Here is a 22,395-nt window from a genome sequence, read left to right on the forward strand (position 1 = left end):
TGCACGGATGGCGGCATCGTTTCGGTCATGTCAATTCGTGCGAGACGTTGTGCTATTCCATTGGGGTGTCAGTCGTTCCTACACTGAAGCCCCGCCGCACGGGGGCTGCGGGAGGCAGGTTTGCCGACGGGCCCGGGGGAGGCGCGTGTGACTGACCGGGGCTGGGACGAGGACGACGCCCGGCCGTACTTCTTCCTCTCCTACGCGCACACCCCCAAGGCCGGTGCGCGGGGCGCGAGCGACCCGAACCACTGGGTCAGGCAGTTGTACCGGGACCTCTGCGAGGCGGTGCTCCAGCTCACCACCGTCCCGGACGGGGCCGCGGTCGGCTTCATGGACGAGTCCATGCACCAGGGCGAGCTGTGGGCCGAACGGTTGTCCGACGAGCTGGCGACCTGTCGGGTGTTCGTGCCCCTGTACTCCCCGAGGTACTTCAACAGCGTTCCGTGCGGCCAGGAATGGCACGCCTTCACCCGCCGGCCGGTCTACCCGGCGAACCTCGACTCCGAGCGCACCAGCGGCATCGTCCCGGTGCTGTGGGCGCCGATGAGCCGCTACCGGCTGCCGAACGTGGCCAGTGAACTCCAGTTCAACCACGCGAGTTTCGGGCCCGAGTACGCCACCGAGGGCCTGTACGCCCTGATGAAGCTCAGCTACTTCCGCTCCTCCTACGAGCTGGCGGTGCACCGGCTGGCGGCCCGGATCGTGCAGGTCGCGGAGGAGACGGTGATCCCGGTCGGGCGGCGGCTGGGATTCAACGGCCTGCCGAGCGCGTTCAACGTCACCGCCCCGACCAAGCAGCTGCGGATCTCCGTACTCGCCTACCACCAGAACGAGTTGCCCGCCGACCGCAGCCCCGACTACTACGGCGAGCGGCGCACCGACTGGCACCCGTACCGGCCGGTCGGCTCGCCGATCGCCCAGCACGCGGCGCGCCTCGCCCGGCAGTTGGGGTTCCAGCCGACCGTGCACGAGTTCGACGAGGAGGTCGAGTCGATCATCGGGGGCAACGCCGAGGCGCCCGGCCTGCTGCTGCTCGACCGCTGGGCGCTGCGCGACCCGCGCCGGCGCGAGCTGGTCCGCCGCTTCGACCGCTCGGACGCCACCTGGGTGAGCATCCTGGAGCCGTTCAACGGCGACGACCCGGAGTGCGCCGACCGCGCCGACGAGCTGGGCGACCTGACCGACGAGACGCTGCGCATCACCCGGCGGGCGAGCCGGCCGAGCTTCCTCGGCGCGACCGGACCGACCGGGCTGCACTCCCTGGAGGACTTCGACGACGCGCTGCCCCGGGCGGCGATGAAGGCCAAGTACGCGTTCGAGGGCCGCACCCGGGCCGAGCCGGAGGAACCGCCGCCGCCCCGGCCGAGCCTGCGGGACGCGTTCCGGCGCGGCGCGGGCGGGTACGGACCGGACGGATCCCCGTCGGACCCCTTCGAGGACGACCGGGGCGACGACCGCGCCGACGGAGACGGCACCGGCCGCACCACCAGCACCACCCACCGACGTCGGGACAACGGCGACGACCCGCACCGTGAGCGCGACCCGCACCGTGAGCGCGACCCGCACCGCGAGCACGACCCGTACCGCGACGACGGCGATGAACCCGATGACGGGATGGCGCCCTTGGGAGGACGAGGACCGCGATGACTGACAACCGCACCAGGAACCTCCGTCTCGGCGGGCTCACCTCCGCCGACCTGGCCGCCCAGCGGGAGGCCGAGCGGCAGGCGGCGGAACAGGACCGCAACGGCCGGATCATCACCTTCTACTCGTACAAGGGCGGCACCGGCCGCACCATGGCGCTCGCCAACACCGCCTGGATCCTGGCCGCCAACGGCTTCCGCGTGCTCACCGTGGACTGGGACCTGGAGGCGCCCGGCCTCGCCAAGTTCTTCCACCCGTTCCTCGACCCGGCCTCGCTGGCCGGGACCACCGGGATGATGGACCTGATCGCCGAGTACCGCGAGGAGGCGCTGCGCCCGGTCGAGCACGCCGAGGGCTGGCACCTGGACTTCGCCCGGGTGCACCCGCACGCGCTCTCGCTCACCTGGCCGCACTTCCCGGCAGGCGGCAGCCTGGACTTCCTCTCCGCGGGCCAGTTCAACCGCGACTACTCCGAGGCCGTCACCCACCTCGACTGGGACATCTTCTACGACCGCTTCGACGGCGGGCAGTTCTTCGACGCCCTCAAGGCCGACATGGCCAAGCGCTACGACTACGTGCTGATCGACTCCCGCACCGGCCTCTCCGACATCGCCGAGATCTGCACCGTCCAGATGCCCGACGACCTGGTGGTCTGCTTCACCCTCAGCGACCAGTCCATCGACGGTGCCTCCCGGATCGCCCAGCACATCCACGACCGCTACCGCGAGCGCGGGATCCGGATCCTGCCCGTCCCGATGCGCATCGACGAGGGCGAGAAGGAGAAGGCCGACGCCGGCCGCGCCCTCGCCCGGGTCCGCTTCGACGGGCTGCCGGCCGGCTTCGACGGCGAGGAACTCGCCCAGTACTGGGGCTCGGTGGAGATCCCGTACCGGCCGTTCTACGCCTACGAGGAGATCCTCGCCACCTTCGGCGACCAGACCGGCACGCCCACCTCGATGCTGGCCGCCTGCGAGCGGCTCACCTCCATGATCACCGAGGGCCGGGCGGCCGGCCTGCCACCGGTGGACGAGGAGGTGCGGCTGCGCTTCGTGGACGCGTTCACCCGCCGCCGCCCGTCCGTGCCCGCCGACCTCTACCTCTCCTACGTCCCCGAGGACCGGATGTGGGCGGACTGGATCGAGTCCGTCCTGACCAGGGCCGGCTTCCGGGTGCTGCCGCGCGACCTCAGCGCCGGCACCGACCCGCGCGAGGAGACCGAGCGCGGCATCGACTCCGCGTACCGGACGGTCGCCGTGCTCTCGCCCGCCTACCAGCGCTCCCCGCAGGCGCGGGCGCTGTGGGAGTCGGTGGTCAGCTCCGACCCCTCCGGCACCCGGCGCCAGCTGCTGCCCGTCCGGGTCGGCGACGTGCGGCTCACCGCGCCGTTCAGCAACCGCAACCCGGTCGACCTGGTCGGCCGCGACGAGACGCAGTCGATCCAGAGCCTGCTGCGCGCGCTCGGCCGCGGCGACACCCCGCTCGACGACGCGCCCAGCGGCGGCCCGCGCTTCCCCGGCAGCAAGCCCTCGGTGTGGGACGTCCCGCCGCGCAACCCCTCCTTCACCGGCCGCTCCGCCGTCCTGGAGCAGCTGCGCAACCAGCTGCGCGGCGGCATGGCGGCCGTGCTGCCCACCCCGCAGACCCTGTACGGGCTCGGCGGCGTCGGCAAGACCCAGGTGGCGCTGGAGTACGCCCATCGCTTCATGTCCGACTACGACCTGGTCTGGTGGATCGACGCCGAGCAGACCGAGCTGGTCGCGCCGGCGCTGGCCGAACTCGCCCGCCGGCTGGGCCTGCGGGTCGGCGACTCGGTGACCGAGGCCGCCGAGGCGGCCAGGGAGGCGCTGCGGCGCGGCGTGCCCACCTCGCGCTGGCTGCTGATCTTCGACAACGCCGACGAGCCCGCCGAGATCCGCCGGTTCTTCCCCGGCGGCTCCGGCCACATCCTGGTCACCTCCCGCAACCAGGCCTGGACCGGGCACGCCGAGGCGCTGGAGGTCGACGTCTTCACCCGCGGCGAGAGCGTCGAGCACCTGTGCCGGCGCGCCCGCAGCCTCTCCCGCCCGGACGCCGACCGGGTCGCCGAGGCGGTCGGGGACCTGCCGCTGGCCGTCGAGGTGGCCGCCGCCTGGCTGGACACCACCGGCACCCCGGTGGAGACCTACGTCTCCCAACTGCACGCCGAGGCCGCCCGCGCGCTGGCCGTCGGCCGCCCGGCCGACTACCCGACGCCGGTCGCCGCGACCTGGAACGTGTCGATCGGACGGCTGCGCCAGCAGTCCCCGGCAGCCGTCCGGCTGCTCCAGCTGTGCGCGTTCTTCGCGCCCGAGCCGATCTCGATGAACCTCTTCTACAGCGACCAGATGATCCGGGCGCTGGTGAAGTTCGACGCCGACCTCAGCGACAAGTTCATGCTGGGCAAGGTGATCCAGGCGATCGGCCGGTACGCGCTGGCCAAGGTCGACGCCGGCAGCAACAGCTTCCAGGTGCACCGGCTCGTCCAGGCGGTGATCCGGGCCGGGATGACCGCCGACGAGCAGGAGATCGCCGTCCACGAGGTGCACCGCATCCTCACCGGCGCCCGGCCCGTCCTCGGCGACACCGACGACCCGGCCAACTGGCCCGCCTTCGACGAGATCTGGCCGCACCTGTCGCCGTCCAAGGCGCACAACTGCGACGAGGCGGACACCCGCCAGCTGCTCATCGACCGGGTCCGCTACCTGTGGAAGCGCGGCGAGCTCGACCGCGCCCGCGACCTCGGCCACGCCCTGGACGTGGAGTGGACCGGCAAGCTCGGCGAGAACGACCGGCAGACCCTGCTGCTGCGCTTCCAACTCGCCAACGTGCTGCGCTCCCAGGGCAACTACGGCGAGGCGCTGGCCCTGGACGAGGACACCCTGGAGCGCCAGCGGGGCCTGCTCGGCGAGCACCACCCGTACACCCTGATGACGGCCGGCTCACTCGGCGCCGACCGCCGGGCGCTCGGCCGGTTCCAGGCCGCGCTCGACCTCGACCGCGAAATCCTCGACCAGTTCCGCGAGTTGTTCGGCGACGACAACCCGCGCACGCTCTCCATGGCGAACAACCTGGCGATCGACTACCGGCTGGTCGGCGACAGCGAGGCGGCCCGCGAACTCGACCAGGAGACCCTCGACCGGCGCACCGCCGTCCTCGGCCCCAAGCACCCCTACACCCTGTCCACCAAGTCCAACCTGGCCCGCGACCTGCGCGAACTCGGCGACTACCGCGGCTCGGTGGACCTGCTCCAGGAGGTCACCTCCGACCTCGGCGACGTGCTCGACCCGGACCTGCCGGAGAACCTGCGCAACGCCAAGTCGCTGGCCGTCTCGCTGCGCCGGATCGGCCAGCTCGCCGAGGCCCGCCGGATCACCAAGGAGACCTACGAGCGCTACCTGGAGCGCTACGGCGCCGACGCCCCCGACGCGCTCGCCTGCGCGCTCAACCTGGCCGCCGACCACAGCGCCTCCGGCGACAAGGAGGCCGCCCGCGACCTCTGCTCCACCGTCTTCGAGGGCCACCGGCGGCTGTTCGGCGACGAGCACCCGTTCACCCTGGCCTGCGCCAACAACCTCGGCATCTACCTGCGGGGCAGCGGCGACGTCCCGGGCGCCATCGAGCGCGGCCGGCTCACCGTCGAGGGGCTGACCCGCTCGGTCGGGCCGGAGCACCCGTACACCCTCAACGCGATGATCAACCTGGCCAACGCCTACGGCGACGACGGGCAGCTGGACCGCGCCGAGCGGCTCGGCCGGGCCGCGTACCAGGGGCTGTGCGACCGCTACAGCGCCCAGCACCCGGACGCGGTGGCCTGCGAGGCCAACCTGGCGATCACCCTGCGGTCCGGCGGGCGGCACACCCAGGCGGCCGAGCTGAGGGCGCGGGCTATCTCCGAGCTGATCCGGCAGGTCGGCGAGGAGCACCCCAACACGGTCTCCGCGCGGGGCTGGAAGCGGATCAACCGCGACCTGGAGCCGCAGCCGGTCTGACCGGGAAGGGGGCGGGGTGCGCACCCGAACCAGGGGTGCGCACCCGGCGAGGGATGCGCCGCCGGACGAGGGTGCGCAGCCGGACCGGGGGTACGCTCCCTGACCATGAGCACCCCGCCCCCGGTCCTGGTCACCCGGCGCCTCGCCCCCGGCGTCGTCGAACGGCTCACCGCGCACCACGCCGCCACCTGTCACGACTCCGACCTGGCGATGGACCGGGCCGCGCTGCTGGACGCCGTCCGCGGCCGGCGGGCCGTGATCACCACCCTGGACGACCGGGTGGACGCCGGGTTCCTCGACGCGGCCGGCCCGCAGCTGGCCGTCGTCGCCAACCACGCCGTCGGCTACCACAACGTGGACGTGGCCGCCTGCGCCGAACGCGGCGTCCTGGTCACCAACACCCCGGGCGTGCTCACCACCGCCACCGCCGACATGGCCTGGGCGCTGCTGCTGGCCGCCACCCGCCGGCTCGGCGAGGGCGAACGGCTGCTGCGCTCCGGCGCGTCCTGGGCCTGGGCGCCGAACTTCCTGCTCGGCCTGGAGCTGGCCGGCACCCCGCTGGGCGTGCTCGGCATGGGCCGGATCGGCCGGGCGGTGGCCCGCCGGGCCCGCGCCTTCGACATGCCGGTCAGCTACCACAACCGCCGCGAACTGCCGATCGGTCAGGCCGAGGGCGCCGACTGGAAGCCGCTGGAGGAACTGCTCGCCACCTCCACCGTGCTGGTCGTCACCTGCCCGTTCACCGAGGGGACCCGGCACCTGCTGGACGCCCGCCGCCTCGCCCTGCTGCCGCGCGGCGCGGTGGTGGTCAGCATGACCGCGGGCGTGGTGGACGAGGAGGCGCTGGCCGCCGCGCTGGAGTCCGGCGCGCTGTTCGCCGCCGCCGTGGACAACTTCGAGCACGAGCCGGCCGTCCCGTCCGCGCTGCTCGCCCAGGAGCGCGCGGTGCTCGCCCCGCACCTGGGCAGCGCCACCGTCCGCACCCGGCAGGCGATGGGCGGCCTGGCGGTGGACAACGTGCTGGCGGTGCTCGGCGGCTCAGCGCCCCTGACGCCGGTGGAGGTCTGAGCCCGGGCCGCCCCAGCCCGCGGCCCAGGCCAGCGCGGTGGTCATCACCCGGAACGCCCCGAAGTGCGCGGCGCCGGGCTCCAGGAACAGTTCGGCGTCCGGGATGTGGTCGGCCAGCCAGCGGGAGTGGTCGACCGGCGAGAACTGGTCGTCCGCGCCGTGCCAGAGCCAGGTCGGCACCCGGACCGACCCGACCTCGAACCCCCAGTCGGCGGTGAAGGCCAGCACGTCGTCGATCCAGCCGTCGGCGCCGTGCCGGAACGCCTCCCGGTAGTTGCTCTGGAGCATCCGCCGCAGTCCGCTGTCGGCCACCACCTCCCGGTCGGCGGCGGAGAGTTCGGTGCGCAGCCCGTTCAGCAGCCGGACCGGGTCGTCCTTGATCTGCCGGGAGCGGAACTCCATCGCGTCGGCGATCCGGCCGTGCCCGCGCTCGGCCTCCTGGTAGGCGCGGACGTTGGACGGCGTCATCCCCGCGTACCAGTCCAGGCCGGCCGCGTTGCGCGGCGCGAGGCCGACCAGCACCGCCGCCCGGCTGACCCGCCCCGGCAGCAGCGCCGCGCAGGCCAGCGCGTGCGGGCCGCCGCCGGAGCGGCCGAGCACCGCGAAGCTGTCCAGCCCGAACTCGTCCGCGATGGTCCGCACGTCCGCGGCCGCCGCGCTCACCCGGCGGCCGAACAGTCGGGTCGAGTCGCCGTAGCCCGGCCGGTCGTACGAGATCAGCCGCACGCCCAGCCGGTACAGCACGGTGCTGCGCGGGTGCGGGCCGACCCGGCTGCCGGGCATGCCGTGCAGCAGGAACACCGGACGGCCGCGCGGGTCGCCGAGGGACTCGACGGCGAGCGCGCGGTCGTCCGCCGTTTTGATCATCCGTAACGACACCTGCGGCCTCCTCAGTGCTCCGGGTCGGTTGCGTGCTCCCGGTCGGTGGTGGTGCGTACCTCCCGGCGGGCCTGCCAGGTGGTGTGCTCGCGGGAGATCGCGTCCTCGGCGTCCCGGGCCAGGCGGGCCCAGATCTCCTCGGCCTCCATCGACTCCAGGTCCAGCTGGGCGAGTTGGCGCTGGATCTGTGCCAGCTCCTCGGCGGCCAGGGCGTACGCGGCGGCCAGCGGCCGGTACTGGCGCAGCTGCGCCCAGGCGGTGACCGAGGCGGCCACCGCCGAGACCGTGCCCAGCGCGTCGTAGCTGAACGCGCCGAGCGCCCGCAGCAGGGCGAGCACCAGGCCGAGCGCGGGCAGCAGCACGCCCAGCACCCCGGCCCAGTGCCCGGCGCGGGCGCAGTAGCGGGCCTTGGCGCGGTACCAGTCGTGCTGCAGCTGGATCCGCTCGGCCAGGTACACCTCGCGGCGCACCGCCAGCGGCTGGCCGCGCAGGTCGTGCATGGCCGGGGTGATCTCCACCCCGGCGTCCGGGACGGCCACCGGGCTGTCCCGGAACGCGCCGAGCACCCCGGAGAGCTGGAAGCGGTACAGGCCCTCGGCGTCCGGCAGGGCGCGCGGCGGGGGCTGGTAGGCGTCGGCCCGGACGGCGTACTTCCAGGCCAGCGTCTTCACCGACTCGGCGGCGGCCCGCCCCTCGTACCAGAGGCCCTGCGGGTTCTGCTGGCTGATCACCACCGCCAGCACGATCGCGCCGAGGTAGGCGGCCGCCGCCGGCCAGGCCCAGGGCTCGCCGTCGGCCGAGCCGGTCGCCGCGGCGGCCACCAGCAGGACCAGTTCCCAGGCGGAGAGCAGCACCGAGCGCCGCTGCCCGCGCAGCGACGCCGAGTCGGCGGCCCAGAAGAACTCGGGCAGCAGGTCCCGCTCACGCACCCACCCGGTCCGTCCCGCAACAGACGCCATGTTCGGCCCCCACCAGTCGCTCCGGTCGCACCGCTCTCCTGCCCCGGGGGACTCGCCGGTACGCCTGGTGACGGCCGGGGCGGCCGGATGTGGCCGGGAAGCCCCGGTGGTTGTCCGGTACTCCCCGTGTTCGGGTCGGCACCCAGCGTGCGGGAGGTGGTGGGGGCGCGCACCGGCCGGCGGATGTGCGCGGGCGACCTGCCGGTGCGGCCCGGCGGAGTGCGGGCCGGTGCGTGCGGTCGGCGGGTGCGGCCCGGCGGGTGCCGCTCAGTAGGTGTAGAAGACCCGCTCGGTGTTCTCGGCCATCTGCTCGGCGTTCCACTCGGTGCCGCCCGGGACGTTGCCGGAGCGGAACAGCGGCGGCGCGGGGCACTCCCCGGCGGCCGCCCGGTCGGCCAGCCGGCCGACCGCCGAGGCGACCACGGCCTGCATCAGCGCGCTGGTCACGATGGTGGAGACCGGGCCGAAGGTGGTCTCGGCGCCCGGGTGGGTCAGCTCGCCGTCGCCGACCGCGATCTTGCTGTCCAGCACCACGTCGCAGTGGTCCTTCAGGTAGGTGCCGCTCGGGTGCGCCGAGGGCACCTCCCGCGGGTACGCCAGCGAGGTCACACCGACCACCTTGAGGCCGCGGTCCCGGGCGTAGCGGGCCAGCTCGACCGGCATCACCTGGCGGCCGGAGAGCGAGATCACGAACAGCAGGTCCCCGGCGGTCGCCGGGGTCAGGTCCAGGGTGGCGGTGGCCAGTCCGGAGACCCGCTCCAGCGCGCTGGACAGCGGCGCGGGCATCACCGTCACCCCGGCCGTCCCGGGCACGTTCAGCAGGTTCACCGGGACCAGTCCGCCGGCCCGGTAGACCACGTCCTGGGCCGGCAGCGCGGAGTGCCCGGCACCGAAGGTGAAGACCCGGCGACCCTCGGTCATCGCCTCCGCCAGCAGCGCGGCGGCGGCCTCGATGGTGTCGGCCTCCTCCTCGCGGACCCGCTGGAGGTGGGAGATCGCGGCGTCGAAGTACCGGCCGACCAGGTCGTTCATCTGCTGCCTTCGCTCTCTGCCGGTGGGGGATTCCGGCCGGGTGGGGTGGTCCGGGTGGTCCAGACCGCCGGTGGAGAAAGCTTCGGCGAGCACGGTCGCGCCCCGGTGGCATCGTTGTCAACAGGAACAAAACGGGCCTCCGGAGCCCCGGGGCGGGCCCGGTTGTCGGTCCGGTACGTCAGAATTGGCGGTGAGGACACCGAAGAACGGAGCCAGCGGCGATGTCTGGGCTGATCGACACCACTGAGATGTACCTTCGCACCATCCTGGAGCTGGAGGAGGAGGGCATCGTCCCGATGCGTGCCCGGATCGCGGAGCGCTTGGAACAGAGCGGCCCCACCGTCAGCCAGACGGTCGGCCGGATGGAGCGTGACGGGCTGCTCCAGGTCGCCGGGGACCGCCACCTCGAACTGACCGAGGAGGGCCGCCGGCTCGCGGTGCGCGTCATGCGCAAGCACCGCATCGCCGAGTGCCTGCTCGTCGACGTGATCGGCCTGGAGTGGGAGCAGGTGCACGAGGAGGCCTGCCGCTGGGAGCACGTGATGAGCGAGACGGTCGAGCGCAAGGTGCTCGCCATGCTCGGCCACCCCACCCAGTCGCCGTACGGGAACCCGATCCCGGGCCTGGACGAGCTGGGCGACACCAAGGCGGAGGGTGAGGGCTTCGACGCCGGACTCGTCCCGCTGGACACCGTCAAGCCGGGCGAGGCCGGGGCCGACGTGGTGGTCCGCCGGATCGGCGAGCCGATCCAGACGGACAGCGCGCTGATGAGCACCCTGCGCCGGGCCGGTGTCCGGCCGGGCTCCACGGTCAAGGTGAGCGCCGGCGTCGGCGGCGTGCTGGTCGGCACCGGGGACAACGCGGCGGAGCTGGGCAAGGACATCGCCCAGCACGTCTTCGTCGCCCAGGCCTGAGGCACCGGACGCGAACAGCCGAGCGGGCCCGCTGCTCCACGTGCAGCGGGCCCGCTCGCCTCCCCGTTCCCTCCCGTTCCCTCCCGTCCCCTCCTGTTCCCCTCCGTCGCCGCCGCCCGGCTTCCCCGTCCGAGCGCCCCTGCCGGCGTCCCCACACACCGCAATTCCTCCCCTCGGCCGATCATGGCAATCCTTGAGTGCCGTCACTCGTACGAGGGGCTTCTCCCGTTGACCAGCGGGTACACGGAAGCCTTATCCGGACATGCGTATGACGGGCCCCGTCCCCGGTGGGAGACAAGGCCCGTCACTCGCGCGCGTTGTGTCGCGCGGTGCGCACCCTCACCCGATCGGCGGAGGGCGGCCGTTGAAGGGGCCGGGCGGAACGGCGGAACTCAGCCCACCGGCGCCGGCCGGGCGGCCCGGCCGGCGCGGACCGAGGGCGTCTCTCGGGCGCAGGCGTACGCGAGCGGGCCGATCACTTCTGCGGCGTCCGGCAGCCAGCGGTTGAGCGCGGAGGGGGAGCGGGCCCACTGGGCGTACCCGAGGGAGCCGATCCGGGACGGCGGGGCGACCGTCCAGTCCCCCTCGCCCCGGGCGACCAGGTCCAGCCGGCCCGGCGGCCGGCCGAGCCGGCGGAGCATCTCCGGGAGCCTGGCCGCGGCCCCGGGCAGTACCAGGAAGTGCAGCCGCCGCCCGATCCGCCCGGACGCGGCGGGCTGGACCACCACCGGGCCGAGCTGGAGGTCCATCCGCTCCATCCGGGCGAGCGCCAGGCAGCCGGCCGTCTCCGGGACGTCCAGCACGTCGAACGAGCGCCCGGTGGGCAGCAGGATCGACGCCCGGGGCCGGTCGGTCCACCAGCTCCGCACCGCGCCGGGGCCGGCGCTCGCCGTCCGCGCCCAGTCCGCGTCCAGCGGGTGGGCGCCCGGCAGCGTGCAGCGGCGGTCCCCGCAGGAGCAGCGGACACCGCCGCCGCCGTCGTCGATCAGCCAGGCGCCCGGGGCCACCTCCCAGTGGCGGTTCTCGGCGTAGCCGACGGCTTCGACGAGCAAGGGGGGTGGAGCGGCCTTCTCGTTCCGGTCCGAGGCGTCGGGGATGTCTTCCACGGGGTACTCAACTACCGTGTGTGAGGCTGGTTACGGCCCGATGGCGCCCGGTTGGGTGCATCCCGGCAATGTCACCCGTTCCGGTTAGTCGACCGAGTTGGTGGGGCCGAGGGCAGGCGCAGTGGGGGCGCACAGGAGCATTTCCCAGGGCGCAAGGGGGGTGCGGTTCGTCACCGTGGGTATCCCGCTGGCGTTGCTGATCGCTAACCTGGTGTCAGATTCCTTGGACGGTCGGACAGTCGGCAACAGATCAGCAGAATCGTCGCCCGCCGGCCGGGACCGGAGGGTGTGGGGAGGCGAAGCCCAATGGCCGCGAGACCACTCGTCGCACGACAGCCCAACGAGCGTCTGCAGCAACTGATCCAGGAGGCCAGCTGCTCCAACGCCGGCCTGGCCCGGAGGGTCAACCTCTGCGGCGCCGAGCACGGGCTGGACCTTCGGTACGACAAGACCTCCGTGGCCCGCTGGCTGCGCGGGCAGCAGCCGCGCGGGCAGGCGCCGGCCGTGATCGCCGAGGCCCTGGGCCGCAAGCTCGGCCGCAGCGTGTCGGTCGAGGAGATCGGCATGGCGGACGGCAAGAACCTGAGCTCCGGCATCGGGCTCCAGTTCGCGCCGACCATCGGTGCCGCCCTGGAGCAGGTCTGCGAACTCTGGCGCAGCGACGTCGGCCGGCGGGACTTCCTGACCGGCGCGACGGTCGCCGCCTCCGCGCTGGTGGAACCCAGCCGGGACTGGCTGATCACCCCGCCGGACCCGGTGGTGGCGCGGGCCGGCGGCCCCCGGGTCGGCCCGACCGACGTGGCCGCGATCAGGGCGACCACCACGATGCTGGTCGACCTGGACCACCGCTTCGGCAGCGGCCATGTGCGCCCGGTGGTGGTGCACTACCTCAACTCGGTGGTCTCCGGCCTGCTCGGCGGCGCCTACCGGGAGGAGACCGGTCGCCAACTCTTCGCCGCCGTGGCCCGGTTGACCGAACTGGCCGGCTACATGGCGGTGGACACCGGGCAGCCCGGCCTCGCCCAGCGCTACTACATCCAGGCGCTGCGGCTGGCCCAGGCGGCCGACGACCGCGGCTACGGCGGCTACGTGCTGGCCGCCTCGATGAGCCACCTGGCGGCGACCCTCGGCAACCCGCGGGAGATCGCCCAACTCGCCCGCGCCGCCCAGGAGGGCGCCCGCTCGGTGGCCACCCCGACGGCGATGGCGATGTTCTACGCCGCCGAGGCCCGCGGCCACGCCCTGCTCGGCGACGCCCGCTCCTGCGAGACGGTGTCGGCCAGGGCCCTGGAGATGATGGAGCGGCGCCGCCCGGAGGACGACCCGGACTGGATCGCCCACTTCGACGACGCCTACCTCGCCGACGAGTTGGCCCACTGCCACCGGGACCTGGAGCAGGCCGGCCAGGCCGAGCACTACGCCCGCCGGGCGCTCGACCTGCACCCGCCGACCCGGGTCCGGCGCCGTGCGGTGGACCTCGTCCTGCTGGCCACCGCCCAGCTCCAGCAGCGGGACCTGGAACGCGCCTGCGAGACGGGCGCCCAGGCGGTCCGGCTGCTGAGCGGGCTGCGGTCCAACCGGGGCGTGGAGTACCTGGACGAGTTCCGGCGCAGGCTGGAGCCGTACCGGGAGCAGCGGGTGGTCCGGGAGTTCCACGCCCGCGCGGACGCCGAGGCGGCCTAGCGGGTGCCGGGCCGGTCTCCGTGCCCCGGGCGCGGGCCCGCCTCCGCGCCTCGGGCCCGGGGGCGGCCCGGGCCCTGGGCGGTCGCGGATCGTCTGTGCAGGGAGCGTGATGGATGTCCCGCCCACGTGGTCACCCGGTGAGGCGAACCGGTAGCGTGGGCGCGACGTCCAAGGAACTGTGATGCTCCCAAGAACCGACGAGATGTGGTCCGCCGTCAGTGCGCGGTCCTGCACAGGTGAGGAATCGCGTTGAGTCAGCGCCGCTCGTACCCGAACTCCGGTGACTTCAACCTGGACGACCTGTTCCGCCCCGAGCCCGGCCAGCCGCAGGGGCAGCCGGGCCAGCCGCAGGCCCACTCGGCCGTGCCGCCGGTGGGACAGCCGTCCGGGCAGCCGGAGTACCTCGGCGAGGGCGCGCACGCGCTGCCGACCCAGGCGATGCCCGCGCAGCCGGTGCCGGGCCAGTCGATGCCCGGGCACTCGCTGCCGGGCCGGCCGATGCCGGGGCAGGGGGCCCCGTGGGGCGCGCCGCAGCCCGGGTACGGTGCCCCGCAGCCCGATCCGGCTCCGGAGACCCAGTACCTGCCGCCGTACCCCGCCGGCGACCCGCAGGCGGCCGGCTACCCGGCGGCGCAGGCCCAGCCCGGTTACCCGCAGCCGCAGCCCGCGCCGGGGTACCAGGCCTATCCGCCGGCCGCCCAGCCGCAGCCGGCCTACCCGGCCCAGGACCACCACCAGGGCTACGCCCCGGAGCAGGGGCAGGACTACGGCCAGGGGTACGACCAGGGGCACGACGCGACCCGGGCGGGCGGCTCGGGACGCGGCGGACGTTCGTCCAACAAGCTGATCATCGGCGGCGTGGTGGCGGGCTGCGCGGCGGCCGGCATCCTGGTCGCCGTCCTGATGAGCGGCGGCGACGAGCCCAAGGACGACAAGAAGACCACCCCGGCGGCCGCCACCGCCGGCGCCACCACCACCCCCGGGGCGCCGAGTGCGAGCGGCTCCGGCGCGGCCGTCGACCCGGAGGTCAAGGCCCAGGCGCAGCCGCTGTCGGACCTGCTGGGCACCGCGAGCGACAGCCGCAGCTCGGTGGTCTCCGCGGTCGCCTCGGTGCAGAAGTGCGACAAGCTGCCCGAGTCCCAGCAGGCGCTGACGGCCGCGGCCGGCAAGCGGCGCGAGCTCCAGAGCAAGCTCGGCCAGCTGAAGGCCGACAAGCTGCCCGGCGGTCAGCAGCTGGTCGACCAGCTCAACGCGGCCTGGACGGCCTCGGCCCAGGCCGACGACGAGTACGCGCTCTGGGCGCAGGACGCGCAGGGCTCCTGCGACGCGAAGAAGCAGGACAACCAGCACTACAAGAACGCCGTCCAGGCGAGCGGCACCGCGACCACCGCGAAGAAGCAGGCCGCCACGCTCTGGAACGCGATCGCCGCCCAGACCGGACTGCCCAACCGGAGCGACGGCGACCTCTGAGCGACGGCGGTCGACGAGGGACGGCGGCCCGTGAACGACGGCGGCTCCTGAACGACGGCGGCCCGTGAACGACGGCGGGTGAACGACGAGGGGGGACGGGCCGCAAAGGCCCGTCCCCCTCTCTCTCGCCCCGGGCGGTCCGCGTCAGGCCGGCGGACGGCCCCCGGTGAGCGCCCAGCGGATGTCCACGAAGCCCGGCTGCTGCAGGGTCATCCGGCCGTTCTTGACCACCTGGTAGGTGACCCAGGTGTTCACCAGCCGCGGCGACCCGCCGCTGGGCAGCATGTTGGTGGTGCCCCAGTTGAGCGGCGGGGTGATCCCGACGTCGATGCCCTCCCCGCTGTCCAGCAGCGAGGAGACCGTCTTCGGGGTGACCGTCCGGCCGCCCTCCGCCAGCTTCTGCACCGCCGTCCGGAACACCTCGTACGCGACCCAGGTGGTCTGCACGCCCGGGTCGGAGACGTCGATGGGGTGCCCGCCGGTGGTGTCGGTGCGCACCACCGCGCGCAGCCCGTCCCAGATCTTCGCCGACTCCGGCGGGTACCAGCTGGTGACGTAGGCGCCGCCGAGCGGGCCGGAGTCGCCGCCGGTGGAGTCCACCACCGACTGCTGGACGCTGCCGATCACCGAGGCGATCCGGGTGTTCTTCGCGTTCAGCCGCCGGTAGGAGTCCAGCAGGTTGCCGGTCGGCTCGGCGGCCAGGGCACTGGTGATGCAGTTGCCCGGCTCGTCCTTGCCGATCGCCTTGCGGATCACCGGGGTGTAGTCGGAGGACTGCTCGGGCGCCTTGACGTCCGTCAGCCTGATCCCGGCCGGCCGCAGGGCGGTGCCCAGGTAGCCGAGCAGGTTGTCGCCGGCCGGGGTGTCCGGGCGGACCAGGGAGACGGTCCGGCAGCCGGCGTCCACCAGCTGGCGGCCGTTGCCCGCGATCAGCGCCGGCATGCCGCCGTCCACCGGGTAGGACAGCGGGCTGGAGAACTCCGGCTGGGAGAGCCCGTAGCCGCCGATCAGCGGGATGCCGGCGCGCTCCAGCACCGGCATGAACGCCTCGCCCCACTGGCTGTAGGAGCCGATCACGGCGACCACCTTGGCGTCCACCGCCTGCTGGGCACAGGCGCGGGCACCGTCCGCGGTGTTGTGCTCGTTGCAGGTGATCACGCGCAGCCGGTGGCCGTTCACGCCGCCCTTGGCGTTGACGTCCTGGCCGATGGCGGAGGCGAGCGCCGTCATGCCCGGGCGGTCGGCGGAGCCCGTGCCGGCCGGGGCCCAGGTCATCACGGTCAGGTCGTCGCCGGTGGTCGAGGCATCGGCCGGTCCGCCGCACGCGGAGGCCGAGAAGAGGGTGGGGAGCAGGGCCGCGGCGGTGGCGGCGGCTGCGATCGGGCGTCGGCGTCGGCGCCGCACGATCGGGGGACGGGCCTGGAAGGAGTCCCTTCGGCTGGTCATCGCTTTTCCCTCTCTGGGGCGCACTCCGGCGCACCGGAGCAAGCCAAGCCCCGGCGTCACAAGCCGAGAGGGCAGAAATGCGAACGGATGGCGAACGGCCGCCGAAATCCGGAGTGGTACGCGTGTAGATCGCGAGTGGAGCACGAACAGAGGGGGAACGTACGATCGTTCACCATGTCCGCCAGCACAGATTCTTCGTATCGGTCCGCCCGAAACCCTTCTCGTCCGGGCCACCGCTCCAGCACGATGGGCGGCATGCCGCTCAACGACCTGCCCTGGTGGCGCTGGCGAGCCCGACTGCGCTCGGCGCTGCACATGCTGTCCGACCCCGGGTTCCAGCAGGAGACCTGGCTGACCGGCCGGGAGGGGTACGGCGACGTGACCGACGCCGTCTACCGCCTCGTCGAGGACACCTGGCTGGACCGCTGGTCGGCCGAGAAGTACATCGGGACGATCCTCCGCGACTCCGCCGAGGCCGCGCTGGTGGACGTCGCGGTGCTGCGGGCCGTGCAGATGCTGCACGAGGTCGGTGCGGACGCGCCGGCCTCCGCCTACCTCGGCCACCCCGGCTGGCCGGAGACCGTCCGGGCCGCCCGCGAGGCGCACGTCGTGCTGGCCTCGGGCGACGGGGACGACCCGGACGCGTCGCCCAAGTCGCTGGACGTGCTGCGCATCCTCACCCAGCTCTGACCCGCCGGACCGCCGCCGTCCCGCAGTACGGGCAGCGGGGCGGCGGGTGTCCGGGATGTGACACGCTGGACCATCCACGCACGTCACGACCTCAGAACGGGAAACTCCCAGTGGAACAGCAGCCGGTCAGCGCCCAGTACGTCCTCACGCTGTCCTGCCCCGACAAGCAGGGCATCGTCCACGCTGTCTCCAGCTACCTCTTCATGACCGGCTGCAACATCATCGACAGCCAGCAGTTCGGGGACGGTGACAGCGGGCTCTTCTTCATGCGGGTGCACTTCTCCGCCCCCGAGCCGGTCACCGCCGACAGGCTGCGGGCCAGCTTCGCCGCGATCGGCGCCTCCTTCGGGATGGACTGGCAGATCCACCCGACCGAGCAGCGGATGCGGATCGTGCTCATGGTCAGCAAGTTCGGGCACTGCCTGAACGACCTGCTCTACCGCACCCGGATCGGCGCCCTGCCGGTGGAGATCGCCGCGGTCGTCTCCAACCACACCGACCTGCGGGACCTGACCGAGAGCTACGGCATCCCGTTCCACCACATCCCGGTCACCAAGGACACCAAGGCCGAGGCCGAGCAGCGGCTGCTCGACCTGGTCGCCGAGGAGAACGTCGAACTGGTCGTGCTGGCCCGCTACATGCAGGTGCTCTCCGACCGGCTGTGCACCGAACTGTCCGGCCGGGTGATCAACATCCACCACTCCTTCCTGCCGAGCTTCAAGGGCGCCAAGCCGTACCACCAGGCGCACGCGCGCGGCGTGAAGCTGATCGGCGCCACCGCGCACTACGTCACCGCCGACCTGGACGAGGGCCCGATCATCGAGCAGGAGGTGGCCCGGGTCACCCACGACGTCAGCCCCGACCAGCTGGTCGCGCTCGGCCGGGACGTCGAGTGCCAGGCGCTGGCCCGCGCGGTGAAGTGGCACAGCGAGCACCGGGTGCTCCTGGACGGGACCCGTACGGTCGTCTTCGCGTGACCGCTCCGCGCAGGCGTTCCGCGTAGGCGTTCGCGCGGACGGCGGGCCGCTACGGCCGGGAGAGCAGCGGAAGCGCGTGCAGCACCTCGCGGACCGCGGCCCGGTCGCCGTGCTCGCCGACCGGCAGCCGGTCCGGGTCGCGGTGCGCGGCGGCCAGCTGGCACAGCTCCAGGCCGTCCAGCACCATCGACGCCACCGGCTCCCCGCCGGGCGGGCCGCCGCTGCCGACGGCGGCGCCGTCGCCGTCCAGGGCGATCAGCCACTCGCCGCCCGCCGGGCCGTCGACCATCAGCCGCACCCGCCGGGCCGTCCGGGCCCCGCCCTCCGGCGCACCCGGCGCCCCGGCATGCTCGGGCCGGGCCGCGCGCAGCCCGGCCAGCGCCCGGGGGAGCAGCCGGACCACCAGCTCCACCATCTGCCGCAGGTGCTGCGGCGTCGGCGGGTCGTACGGGTAGGCGACCGCCCGGGCCACGTCCTCGCCGTGCACGAAGCACTCGAAGGCGCGGTCCACGAAGGCGTCGCGCAGCGGCAGCACCGCGAAGCCGTAGTCGACCGGGGTGTTGCCCTGCGGCACGAGCGCGGCGCTGCGCACCAGGTCGTGGGCCTGCCGCCGCCAGCGGGAGCGTACCGACTGCGGCGCCAGGCCGGCCTGGTCGGCGATCAGCCGGGCGGTACGCGCGGTGACCCCGGCGTACCGGCCGCCCTGCGGCGGGACGCGTGGCACGGACGGTCCGGCGGCCGGCTCCTGCGGGGGCACCCGCCGCCCGGCCGGTGCGGCGGGCGGACCCGGAGCGGCCGGCACCGGGTCGGGCAGGCCGAGTGCCAGCGCCAGGAAGCCGTCCACCGCGGTCAGGTGGCCCAGCACCTCGGCCGGGCGCAGCCGCTCGGTGCCGCCGTGCCACGGCAGTTCCGCCACCTCCTGCCACTCCTCCGGGCCGAGGTCGCGCAGCAGCGCGTCGAGCTTGGCGGTCTCCGCCGTGTACGGCATGCCCCAGGCGGGGACGGGCAGTTGGGCCGGCCGACGGGCCAGGCACCAGTCGAGCACCTGCTGGCGCAGCGAGCCGGGCTGGTCCAGCGGCTCGTCCAGGGAGAGCCAGCCGGCCGCCTCGCGCAGCCGGGCCGCCTCCTCGGCGCACTCCCGGCAGTCGCGCAGGTGCTGCTCCAACTCGGCGGCCTCGCGGGCCGGGCAGGCGCCGAGGGCCCACGCGCCGAGCATCGAGCGCAGGGCGTCGTGTCGCTCCTCAGTGCTGCTCACGTCTCCCCGTTCCCGTCCCCGATGCCGTCCCCGGTGCCGTCCTGGCGGGCGCGTTCGTCGGCCAGTTCGGTGGCCAGCAGCTCCAGACCGAGCCGCATCCGCTGCTTGGCGGCCTGCTCGCTGATGCCGAGCAGTCGGGCCGTCTCGCGGTAGGTGCGGCCGTCGTAGTAGGTCACCGCGATGGTCTCACGCAGGGGTTGGGGCAGGGAGTCGACCACGTACTGCATCCTCGCGGCGGTGGCCACGGCGCGGATCTCGGCCTCCGCGCCCGGTGCGAGTTCGGCGGCCCGCCGGGCCCGCAGCCGTTCGACCGCGCGGTGGTGGGTCAGCGCGCCGAGCCAGGAGCGCAGGGTGCCCCGGTCGGGGTCGAAGTCCTCGGGGTGCTCCCAGACGTGGGCGAAGACCTCCCGGGTGAGCTGGGTGGCGGCGGCCTGGTCGGTGAGTATCCGTCCGGCCAGGCCGTGCACCATCGGTGCGAGCTGGTCGTAGAGTTCGCCGAGCGCCGTCTCCTCGCCGCGGGCGAGGCGGCGCTGCAACTGCTCGTCCCAGCGCGGGGTCCGCTCCGGGGTGGCCATCGGGAACCACCCTCCTGACCGGGTTCGCTGGCTTACCCAACGGTATCTTGCGGCCGGGCGGCGCCGGGGGCGATTGCGGCAAGAACGGAACCGTTCCCGGCGGATCACCCCTCCTCATGGATGTGCCTCCCGGCCCGGATCCCTCGCCCGGATCCCCGGCCCGGATCCCTCGCTCGGATCCCCGGTCCGGATCCCTCCGGGTTCCTCGCCGGGGTCCCTCGCCCGGGCCGGGTCGTCCTCCCGCGGCCGGATCGTCGGACGGTACGACGGTCGGCCGGTGGGACCCGTCCGCCGATGCCACTGTTCGAGGGCCGTCGGACATATGTCGCACGGGTGGTTCGCGAGTGGCGGGCGGGGTGAGCGGGGCGCGCGGCGGTAGGTTCCCGACTGCGGGACCGGCGGGTCGGCCCGGGACGGACGATCACCGGTACGAGCCTCGCGAGAGTGAGCGGGACAGTATGCACCGCGCTGTCGCCCGATCGCCGGAATATGCCCGAAGCGCTTGCTGCGGTCCGTCCCCCCGCCCATCCTGAGGCGTATTCGTGTCGCGGCCGGGTGCCCGACCGACGAGACGGCGCGGGCGAGTGGGCGCGGACGGACAGACCGGGCGGGCGCCCGGGCACGGCTCGGGTGGCGCCGGGCGACGTGCGAGGGCCCGCCGGCCGATCCGGCCCGATCGGGACTATGGCCGAACTGCGAATGCGGGTGGTGGAGCGGTGCAGGTTCTTCAGGTACAGCTGGCGGTGCAGGCTGACCCCGCCGAGGTCGGCCGGGCCCGCCGGTGGGTGCGCTCGCGGCTGCTGAACCACGGGGTGGACCCGGACGCGCCGATGGCCGAGACGGTGGTGCTGGTGGTCTCGGAGCTGGTGACCAACGCCGTGGTGCACACCGGCTGTCCGGCCGTGCTGAGGCTCTGTCTGCCGGTGGCCGACGGCCCGCAGGAGGGCGGACCGGCCGCCCCGCTGCGGGTGGAGGTCGCCGACGCGAGTCGGGCCGCGCCGACGCCGCGGCACGCGGGCGCGGACGAGGACGCGACCAACGGGCGCGGTCTGGAGCTGGTCGAACTGCTCTGCGAGCGCTGGGGCTGGTACCCGGAGGACTCGGGCAAGCGGGTCTGGTGCGAGATCGGCAGCGACGCCCGTCCCGCGGATCCGCTGGCCGACGTGGACTGGGCGGCTTTGGCGCAATAGCGGCTTTCGCGGCGGCCGTCGGACCGTGCCGATCACGGTGCTGATCACCGGCCGAAAGGTGACGCAACCATTCCGAATTTCGGACTACCCATTGACGTGACGTATCCGACTGATCACGCTTGGGTGCGGCGCTCCGTCGCGAGGGGACGCCGAGGGGACGTCCGTCCACCGCCGCGGTGCCGCTGTCCAGGGGATTCGTGCCGGCAGGGCGGACCGCGGACGGCCGGTCACGGGCCGCTCCTCGGCGAGTGCGGAGGGTGTGGCGCGGGATCAGGGCTCGCGCGCCGGGGTTGGATGGCGGCCTGCCGTACCGTGCTCGGGGTGGGCGCGGCCTGCCGCCATCCGATCCGCCGCCGGGGTGCGACGGGATCCGGCCACCGGTCGGGCGGTCGCCGGGCCGCGCTCAGGACGCGCGGCCTTCCGGGAGGGAGCGGAAGGTGCGCCGGTAGGCGCTCGGTGCGACGTCGAGCCGGCCGCGCAGCTGAAGTCGCAGCGAGGCGGCGGTGCCGAAGCCGGACTCCCGGGCGACCTGGTCGATCGTCAGATCGGTCCGTTCCAGCAACTGGCGGGCCCGCTCGGTGCGCTGGGTGGTGATCCACTGGCCGGGGCTGGCGCCGGTCTCCTCGCGGAAGCGCCGGGTGAAGGTCCGTACGCTCATCCCCGCCCGGTCGGCGAGCTGCCGCAGCGCCAGTGGCCGGTCCAGGTGCTCCAGCGCCCAGGCGCGCACCGCGGCGGTGCCGCTGCCGCCGGAGTCCACCGGGCTCGGGGCCTCCACGTACTGCTTCTGCCCGCCCTCGCGCCACGGCGGCACCAGGCAGTTGCGGGCCACCGCGTTGGCCACCGCGCTGCCGTGGTCGCGGCGCACCACGTGCAGGCACAGGTCCACCCCGGCGGCCACCCCGCCGGAGGTGAGGATGTCGCCGTCGTCGGTGTAGAGCACGTCGGGGTCCAGCCGCACCTTGGGGAACAGCCGGGCGAAGCGCTCGGTGTAGCGCCAGTGGGTGGTGGCCGGGCGGCCGTCCAGCAGGCCGGCGGCGGCCAGGATGAAGGAGCCGGTGCAGATCGACATCAGCCGGGTGCCGGGCCGGATCCGGGCCAGCGCGGCGGCCAGGGGCGGGGTGAAGCAGGCGTCGGCGACGGCCGGCGCGGAGTCGGCGGAGGCCGGGATCAGTACGGTGTCCGCCCGTTCCAGCAGTTCGGGTCCGTGGTCGACCATGACCCGGAAGTCGGCGCTGGTGGTGACCGGCCGTCCGTCCAGGGTGCAGGTGGCCACCTCGTACAGCGGCCGTCCGGCCGGGTCCTTGGCGCCGCCGAAGATGCGGGCGGGGATGCCGAGTTCGAAGGCGATCACGCCCTCCAGGGCGAGTACCGCGACCAGGTGTGCCATGCCGTCCCCTCGGGCGTCGGTGGGTCCGGGCCAGGGTACTGCGGGCCATGGCCCGAATCTTGCGAAAGCTGTCATTCAGGCCACTCGTCCGGCCCCGGGCGGCCCGGAAC

The 22,395-nt window shown here is 73.9% G+C and carries 17 protein-coding genes; 9 read left to right on the forward strand and 8 right to left on the reverse strand.

The annotated features are described in order from the left end of the window. Positions 1 to 147: 147 nt before the first annotated feature. The 3 genes from ACFWJ4_RS02240 (at position 148) to ACFWJ4_RS02250 (ending at position 6,722) form a co-directional block, all read left to right on the forward strand. Positions 148 to 1,650: a TIR-like protein FxsC gene (locus tag ACFWJ4_RS02240; protein ID WP_380538381.1), complete on the forward strand. Its 1,503-nt coding sequence runs from the start codon at positions 148 to 150 to the stop codon at positions 1,648 to 1,650. Further along, a complete protein-coding gene (gene fxsT / locus ACFWJ4_RS02245; protein WP_380351892.1) occupies positions 1,647 to 5,654 on the forward strand; it encodes an FxSxx-COOH system tetratricopeptide repeat protein in 4,008 nt (1,335 codons plus the stop codon). The genes ACFWJ4_RS02240 and fxsT overlap by 4 nt, the downstream gene beginning before the upstream one ends. 105 nt (positions 5,655 to 5,759) lie before the next feature. Beyond that, positions 5,760 to 6,722 (forward strand): 2-hydroxyacid dehydrogenase, encoded by a 963-nt coding sequence (locus ACFWJ4_RS02250; protein WP_380538383.1) that lies wholly within the window; start codon positions 5,760 to 5,762, stop codon positions 6,720 to 6,722. Here the strand turns inward: ACFWJ4_RS02250 and ACFWJ4_RS02255 are convergent. The 3 genes from ACFWJ4_RS02255 to ACFWJ4_RS02265 form a co-directional block, all read right to left on the reverse strand. Then, positions 6,693 to 7,589, reverse strand: coding sequence for an alpha/beta fold hydrolase (locus ACFWJ4_RS02255; RefSeq protein ID WP_359902164.1), 897 nt, complete (start codon positions 7,587 to 7,589; stop codon positions 6,693 to 6,695). The two genes, ACFWJ4_RS02250 and ACFWJ4_RS02255, sit on opposite strands and share 30 nt — an antisense overlap. 23 nt (positions 7,590 to 7,612) lie before the next feature. After that, positions 7,613 to 8,530: a DUF4231 domain-containing protein gene (locus ACFWJ4_RS02260; RefSeq protein ID WP_380538385.1), complete on the reverse strand. Its 918-nt coding sequence runs from the start codon at positions 8,528 to 8,530 to the stop codon at positions 7,613 to 7,615. 297 nt (positions 8,531 to 8,827) lie between these two features. Continuing rightward, entirely contained in the window at positions 8,828 to 9,592 is a 765-nt protein-coding gene (locus tag ACFWJ4_RS02265; RefSeq protein WP_380538479.1) for a sugar isomerase domain-containing protein, read from the reverse strand. Between the two features lie 221 nt (positions 9,593 to 9,813). On the opposite strand from ACFWJ4_RS02265, the gene ACFWJ4_RS02270 reads away from it, so the two are divergent. Continuing rightward, positions 9,814 to 10,506 carry a metal-dependent transcriptional regulator gene (locus ACFWJ4_RS02270; RefSeq protein ID WP_049649967.1) on the forward strand — a complete coding sequence of 231 codons (693 nt, stop codon included), beginning with the start codon at positions 9,814 to 9,816 and terminating at the stop codon, positions 10,504 to 10,506. 392 nt (positions 10,507 to 10,898) lie between these two features. Here the strand turns inward: ACFWJ4_RS02270 and ACFWJ4_RS02275 are convergent, their stop codons facing one another. Then, complete coding sequence (locus ACFWJ4_RS02275; protein ID WP_380538387.1) at positions 10,899 to 11,612, reverse strand: bifunctional DNA primase/polymerase; 714 nt, start codon at positions 11,610 to 11,612, stop codon at positions 10,899 to 10,901. Positions 11,613 to 11,918: 306 nt separating this feature from the next. Here ACFWJ4_RS02275 and ACFWJ4_RS02280 point away from each other — a divergent pair, with 306 nt between their 5' ends. Both ACFWJ4_RS02280 and ACFWJ4_RS02285 read left to right on the forward strand, forming a co-directional pair. Further along, the gene (locus tag ACFWJ4_RS02280) at positions 11,919 to 13,295 is read left to right on the forward strand and encodes a transcriptional regulator (RefSeq protein WP_359902173.1); all 1,377 of its coding nucleotides are present in this window, start codon (positions 11,919 to 11,921) and stop codon (positions 13,293 to 13,295) included. A gap of 249 nt (positions 13,296 to 13,544) precedes the next feature. Beyond that, entirely contained in the window at positions 13,545 to 14,765 is a 1,221-nt protein-coding gene (locus tag ACFWJ4_RS02285) for a hypothetical protein (protein WP_380538389.1), read from the forward strand. Positions 14,766 to 14,909: 144 nt separating this feature from the next. On the opposite strand, the gene ACFWJ4_RS02290 is transcribed toward ACFWJ4_RS02285, so the two are convergent. Further along, a complete protein-coding gene (locus ACFWJ4_RS02290; RefSeq protein ID WP_380538391.1) occupies positions 14,910 to 16,211 on the reverse strand; it encodes an ABC transporter substrate-binding protein in 1,302 nt (433 codons plus the stop codon). Between the two features lie 174 nt (positions 16,212 to 16,385). On the opposite strand from ACFWJ4_RS02290, the gene ACFWJ4_RS02295 reads away from it, so the two are divergent. Together ACFWJ4_RS02295 and purU are read left to right on the forward strand one after the other, a co-directional pair. After that, positions 16,386 to 16,901, forward strand: coding sequence for a hypothetical protein (locus ACFWJ4_RS02295; RefSeq protein WP_380538392.1), 516 nt, complete (start codon positions 16,386 to 16,388; stop codon positions 16,899 to 16,901). Positions 16,902 to 17,011: 110 nt separating this feature from the next. Then, on the forward strand, positions 17,012 to 17,878 hold the full coding sequence (gene purU, locus ACFWJ4_RS02300) for a formyltetrahydrofolate deformylase (RefSeq protein WP_380538394.1): 867 nt from the start codon (positions 17,012 to 17,014) through the stop codon (positions 17,876 to 17,878). A gap of 49 nt (positions 17,879 to 17,927) precedes the next feature. Here the strand turns inward: purU and ACFWJ4_RS02305 are convergent, their stop codons facing one another. Both ACFWJ4_RS02305 and ACFWJ4_RS02310 read right to left on the reverse strand, forming a co-directional pair. Beyond that, on the reverse strand, positions 17,928 to 19,133 hold the full coding sequence (locus ACFWJ4_RS02305; RefSeq protein WP_380538396.1) for a zf-HC2 domain-containing protein: 1,206 nt from the start codon (positions 19,131 to 19,133) through the stop codon (positions 17,928 to 17,930). After that, entirely contained in the window at positions 19,130 to 19,708 is a 579-nt protein-coding gene (locus ACFWJ4_RS02310; protein ID WP_380538398.1) for a sigma-70 family RNA polymerase sigma factor, read from the reverse strand. Before ACFWJ4_RS02310 ends, ACFWJ4_RS02305 begins: the two co-directional genes overlap by 4 nt. Before the next feature lie 716 nt (positions 19,709 to 20,424). Between ACFWJ4_RS02310 and ACFWJ4_RS02315 the strand changes: the two genes are divergently transcribed. Beyond that, positions 20,425 to 20,898, forward strand: coding sequence for an ATP-binding protein (locus tag ACFWJ4_RS02315; protein WP_359902194.1), 474 nt, complete (start codon positions 20,425 to 20,427; stop codon positions 20,896 to 20,898). 403 nt (positions 20,899 to 21,301) lie between these two features. On the opposite strand, the gene ACFWJ4_RS02320 is transcribed toward ACFWJ4_RS02315, so the two are convergent. Continuing rightward, on the reverse strand, positions 21,302 to 22,285 hold the full coding sequence (locus ACFWJ4_RS02320; RefSeq protein ID WP_380538400.1) for a GlxA family transcriptional regulator: 984 nt from the start codon (positions 22,283 to 22,285) through the stop codon (positions 21,302 to 21,304). Positions 22,286 to 22,395: the final 110 nt, after the last annotated feature.

The organism is Kitasatospora sp. NPDC127067 (assembly GCF_042724755.1).
GTDB lineage: Bacteria > Actinomycetota > Actinomycetes > Streptomycetales > Streptomycetaceae > Kitasatospora > Kitasatospora lactacystinica.

What these genes read in the sequence shown, in the direction of transcription:
- ACFWJ4_RS02290 (WP_380538391.1), bottom strand. Translation starts at nt 16,211, where the DNA reads ATGACCAGCCGAAGGGACTCCTTCCAGGCCCGTCCCCCGATCGTGCGG.
- ACFWJ4_RS02320 (WP_380538400.1), bottom strand. Translation starts at nt 22,285, where the DNA reads ATGGCACACCTGGTCGCGGTACTCGCCCTGGAGGGCGTGATCGCCTTC.
- ACFWJ4_RS02310 (WP_380538398.1), bottom strand. Translation starts at nt 19,708, where the DNA reads ATGGCCACCCCGGAGCGGACCCCGCGCTGGGACGAGCAGTTGCAGCGC.
- ACFWJ4_RS02295 (WP_380538392.1), top strand. Translation starts at nt 16,386, where the DNA reads ATGTCCGCCAGCACAGATTCTTCGTATCGGTCCGCCCGAAACCCTTCT.
- ACFWJ4_RS02270 (WP_049649967.1), top strand. Translation starts at nt 9,814, where the DNA reads ATGTCTGGGCTGATCGACACCACTGAGATGTACCTTCGCACCATCCTG.
- ACFWJ4_RS02265 (WP_380538479.1), bottom strand. Translation starts at nt 9,592, where the DNA reads ATGAACGACCTGGTCGGCCGGTACTTCGACGCCGCGATCTCCCACCTC.
- ACFWJ4_RS02250 (WP_380538383.1), top strand. Translation starts at nt 5,760, where the DNA reads ATGAGCACCCCGCCCCCGGTCCTGGTCACCCGGCGCCTCGCCCCCGGC.
- ACFWJ4_RS02280 (WP_359902173.1), top strand. Translation starts at nt 11,919, where the DNA reads ATGGCCGCGAGACCACTCGTCGCACGACAGCCCAACGAGCGTCTGCAG.
- ACFWJ4_RS02255 (WP_359902164.1), bottom strand. Translation starts at nt 7,589, where the DNA reads ATGATCAAAACGGCGGACGACCGCGCGCTCGCCGTCGAGTCCCTCGGC.
- fxsT (WP_380351892.1), top strand. Translation starts at nt 1,647, where the DNA reads ATGACTGACAACCGCACCAGGAACCTCCGTCTCGGCGGGCTCACCTCC.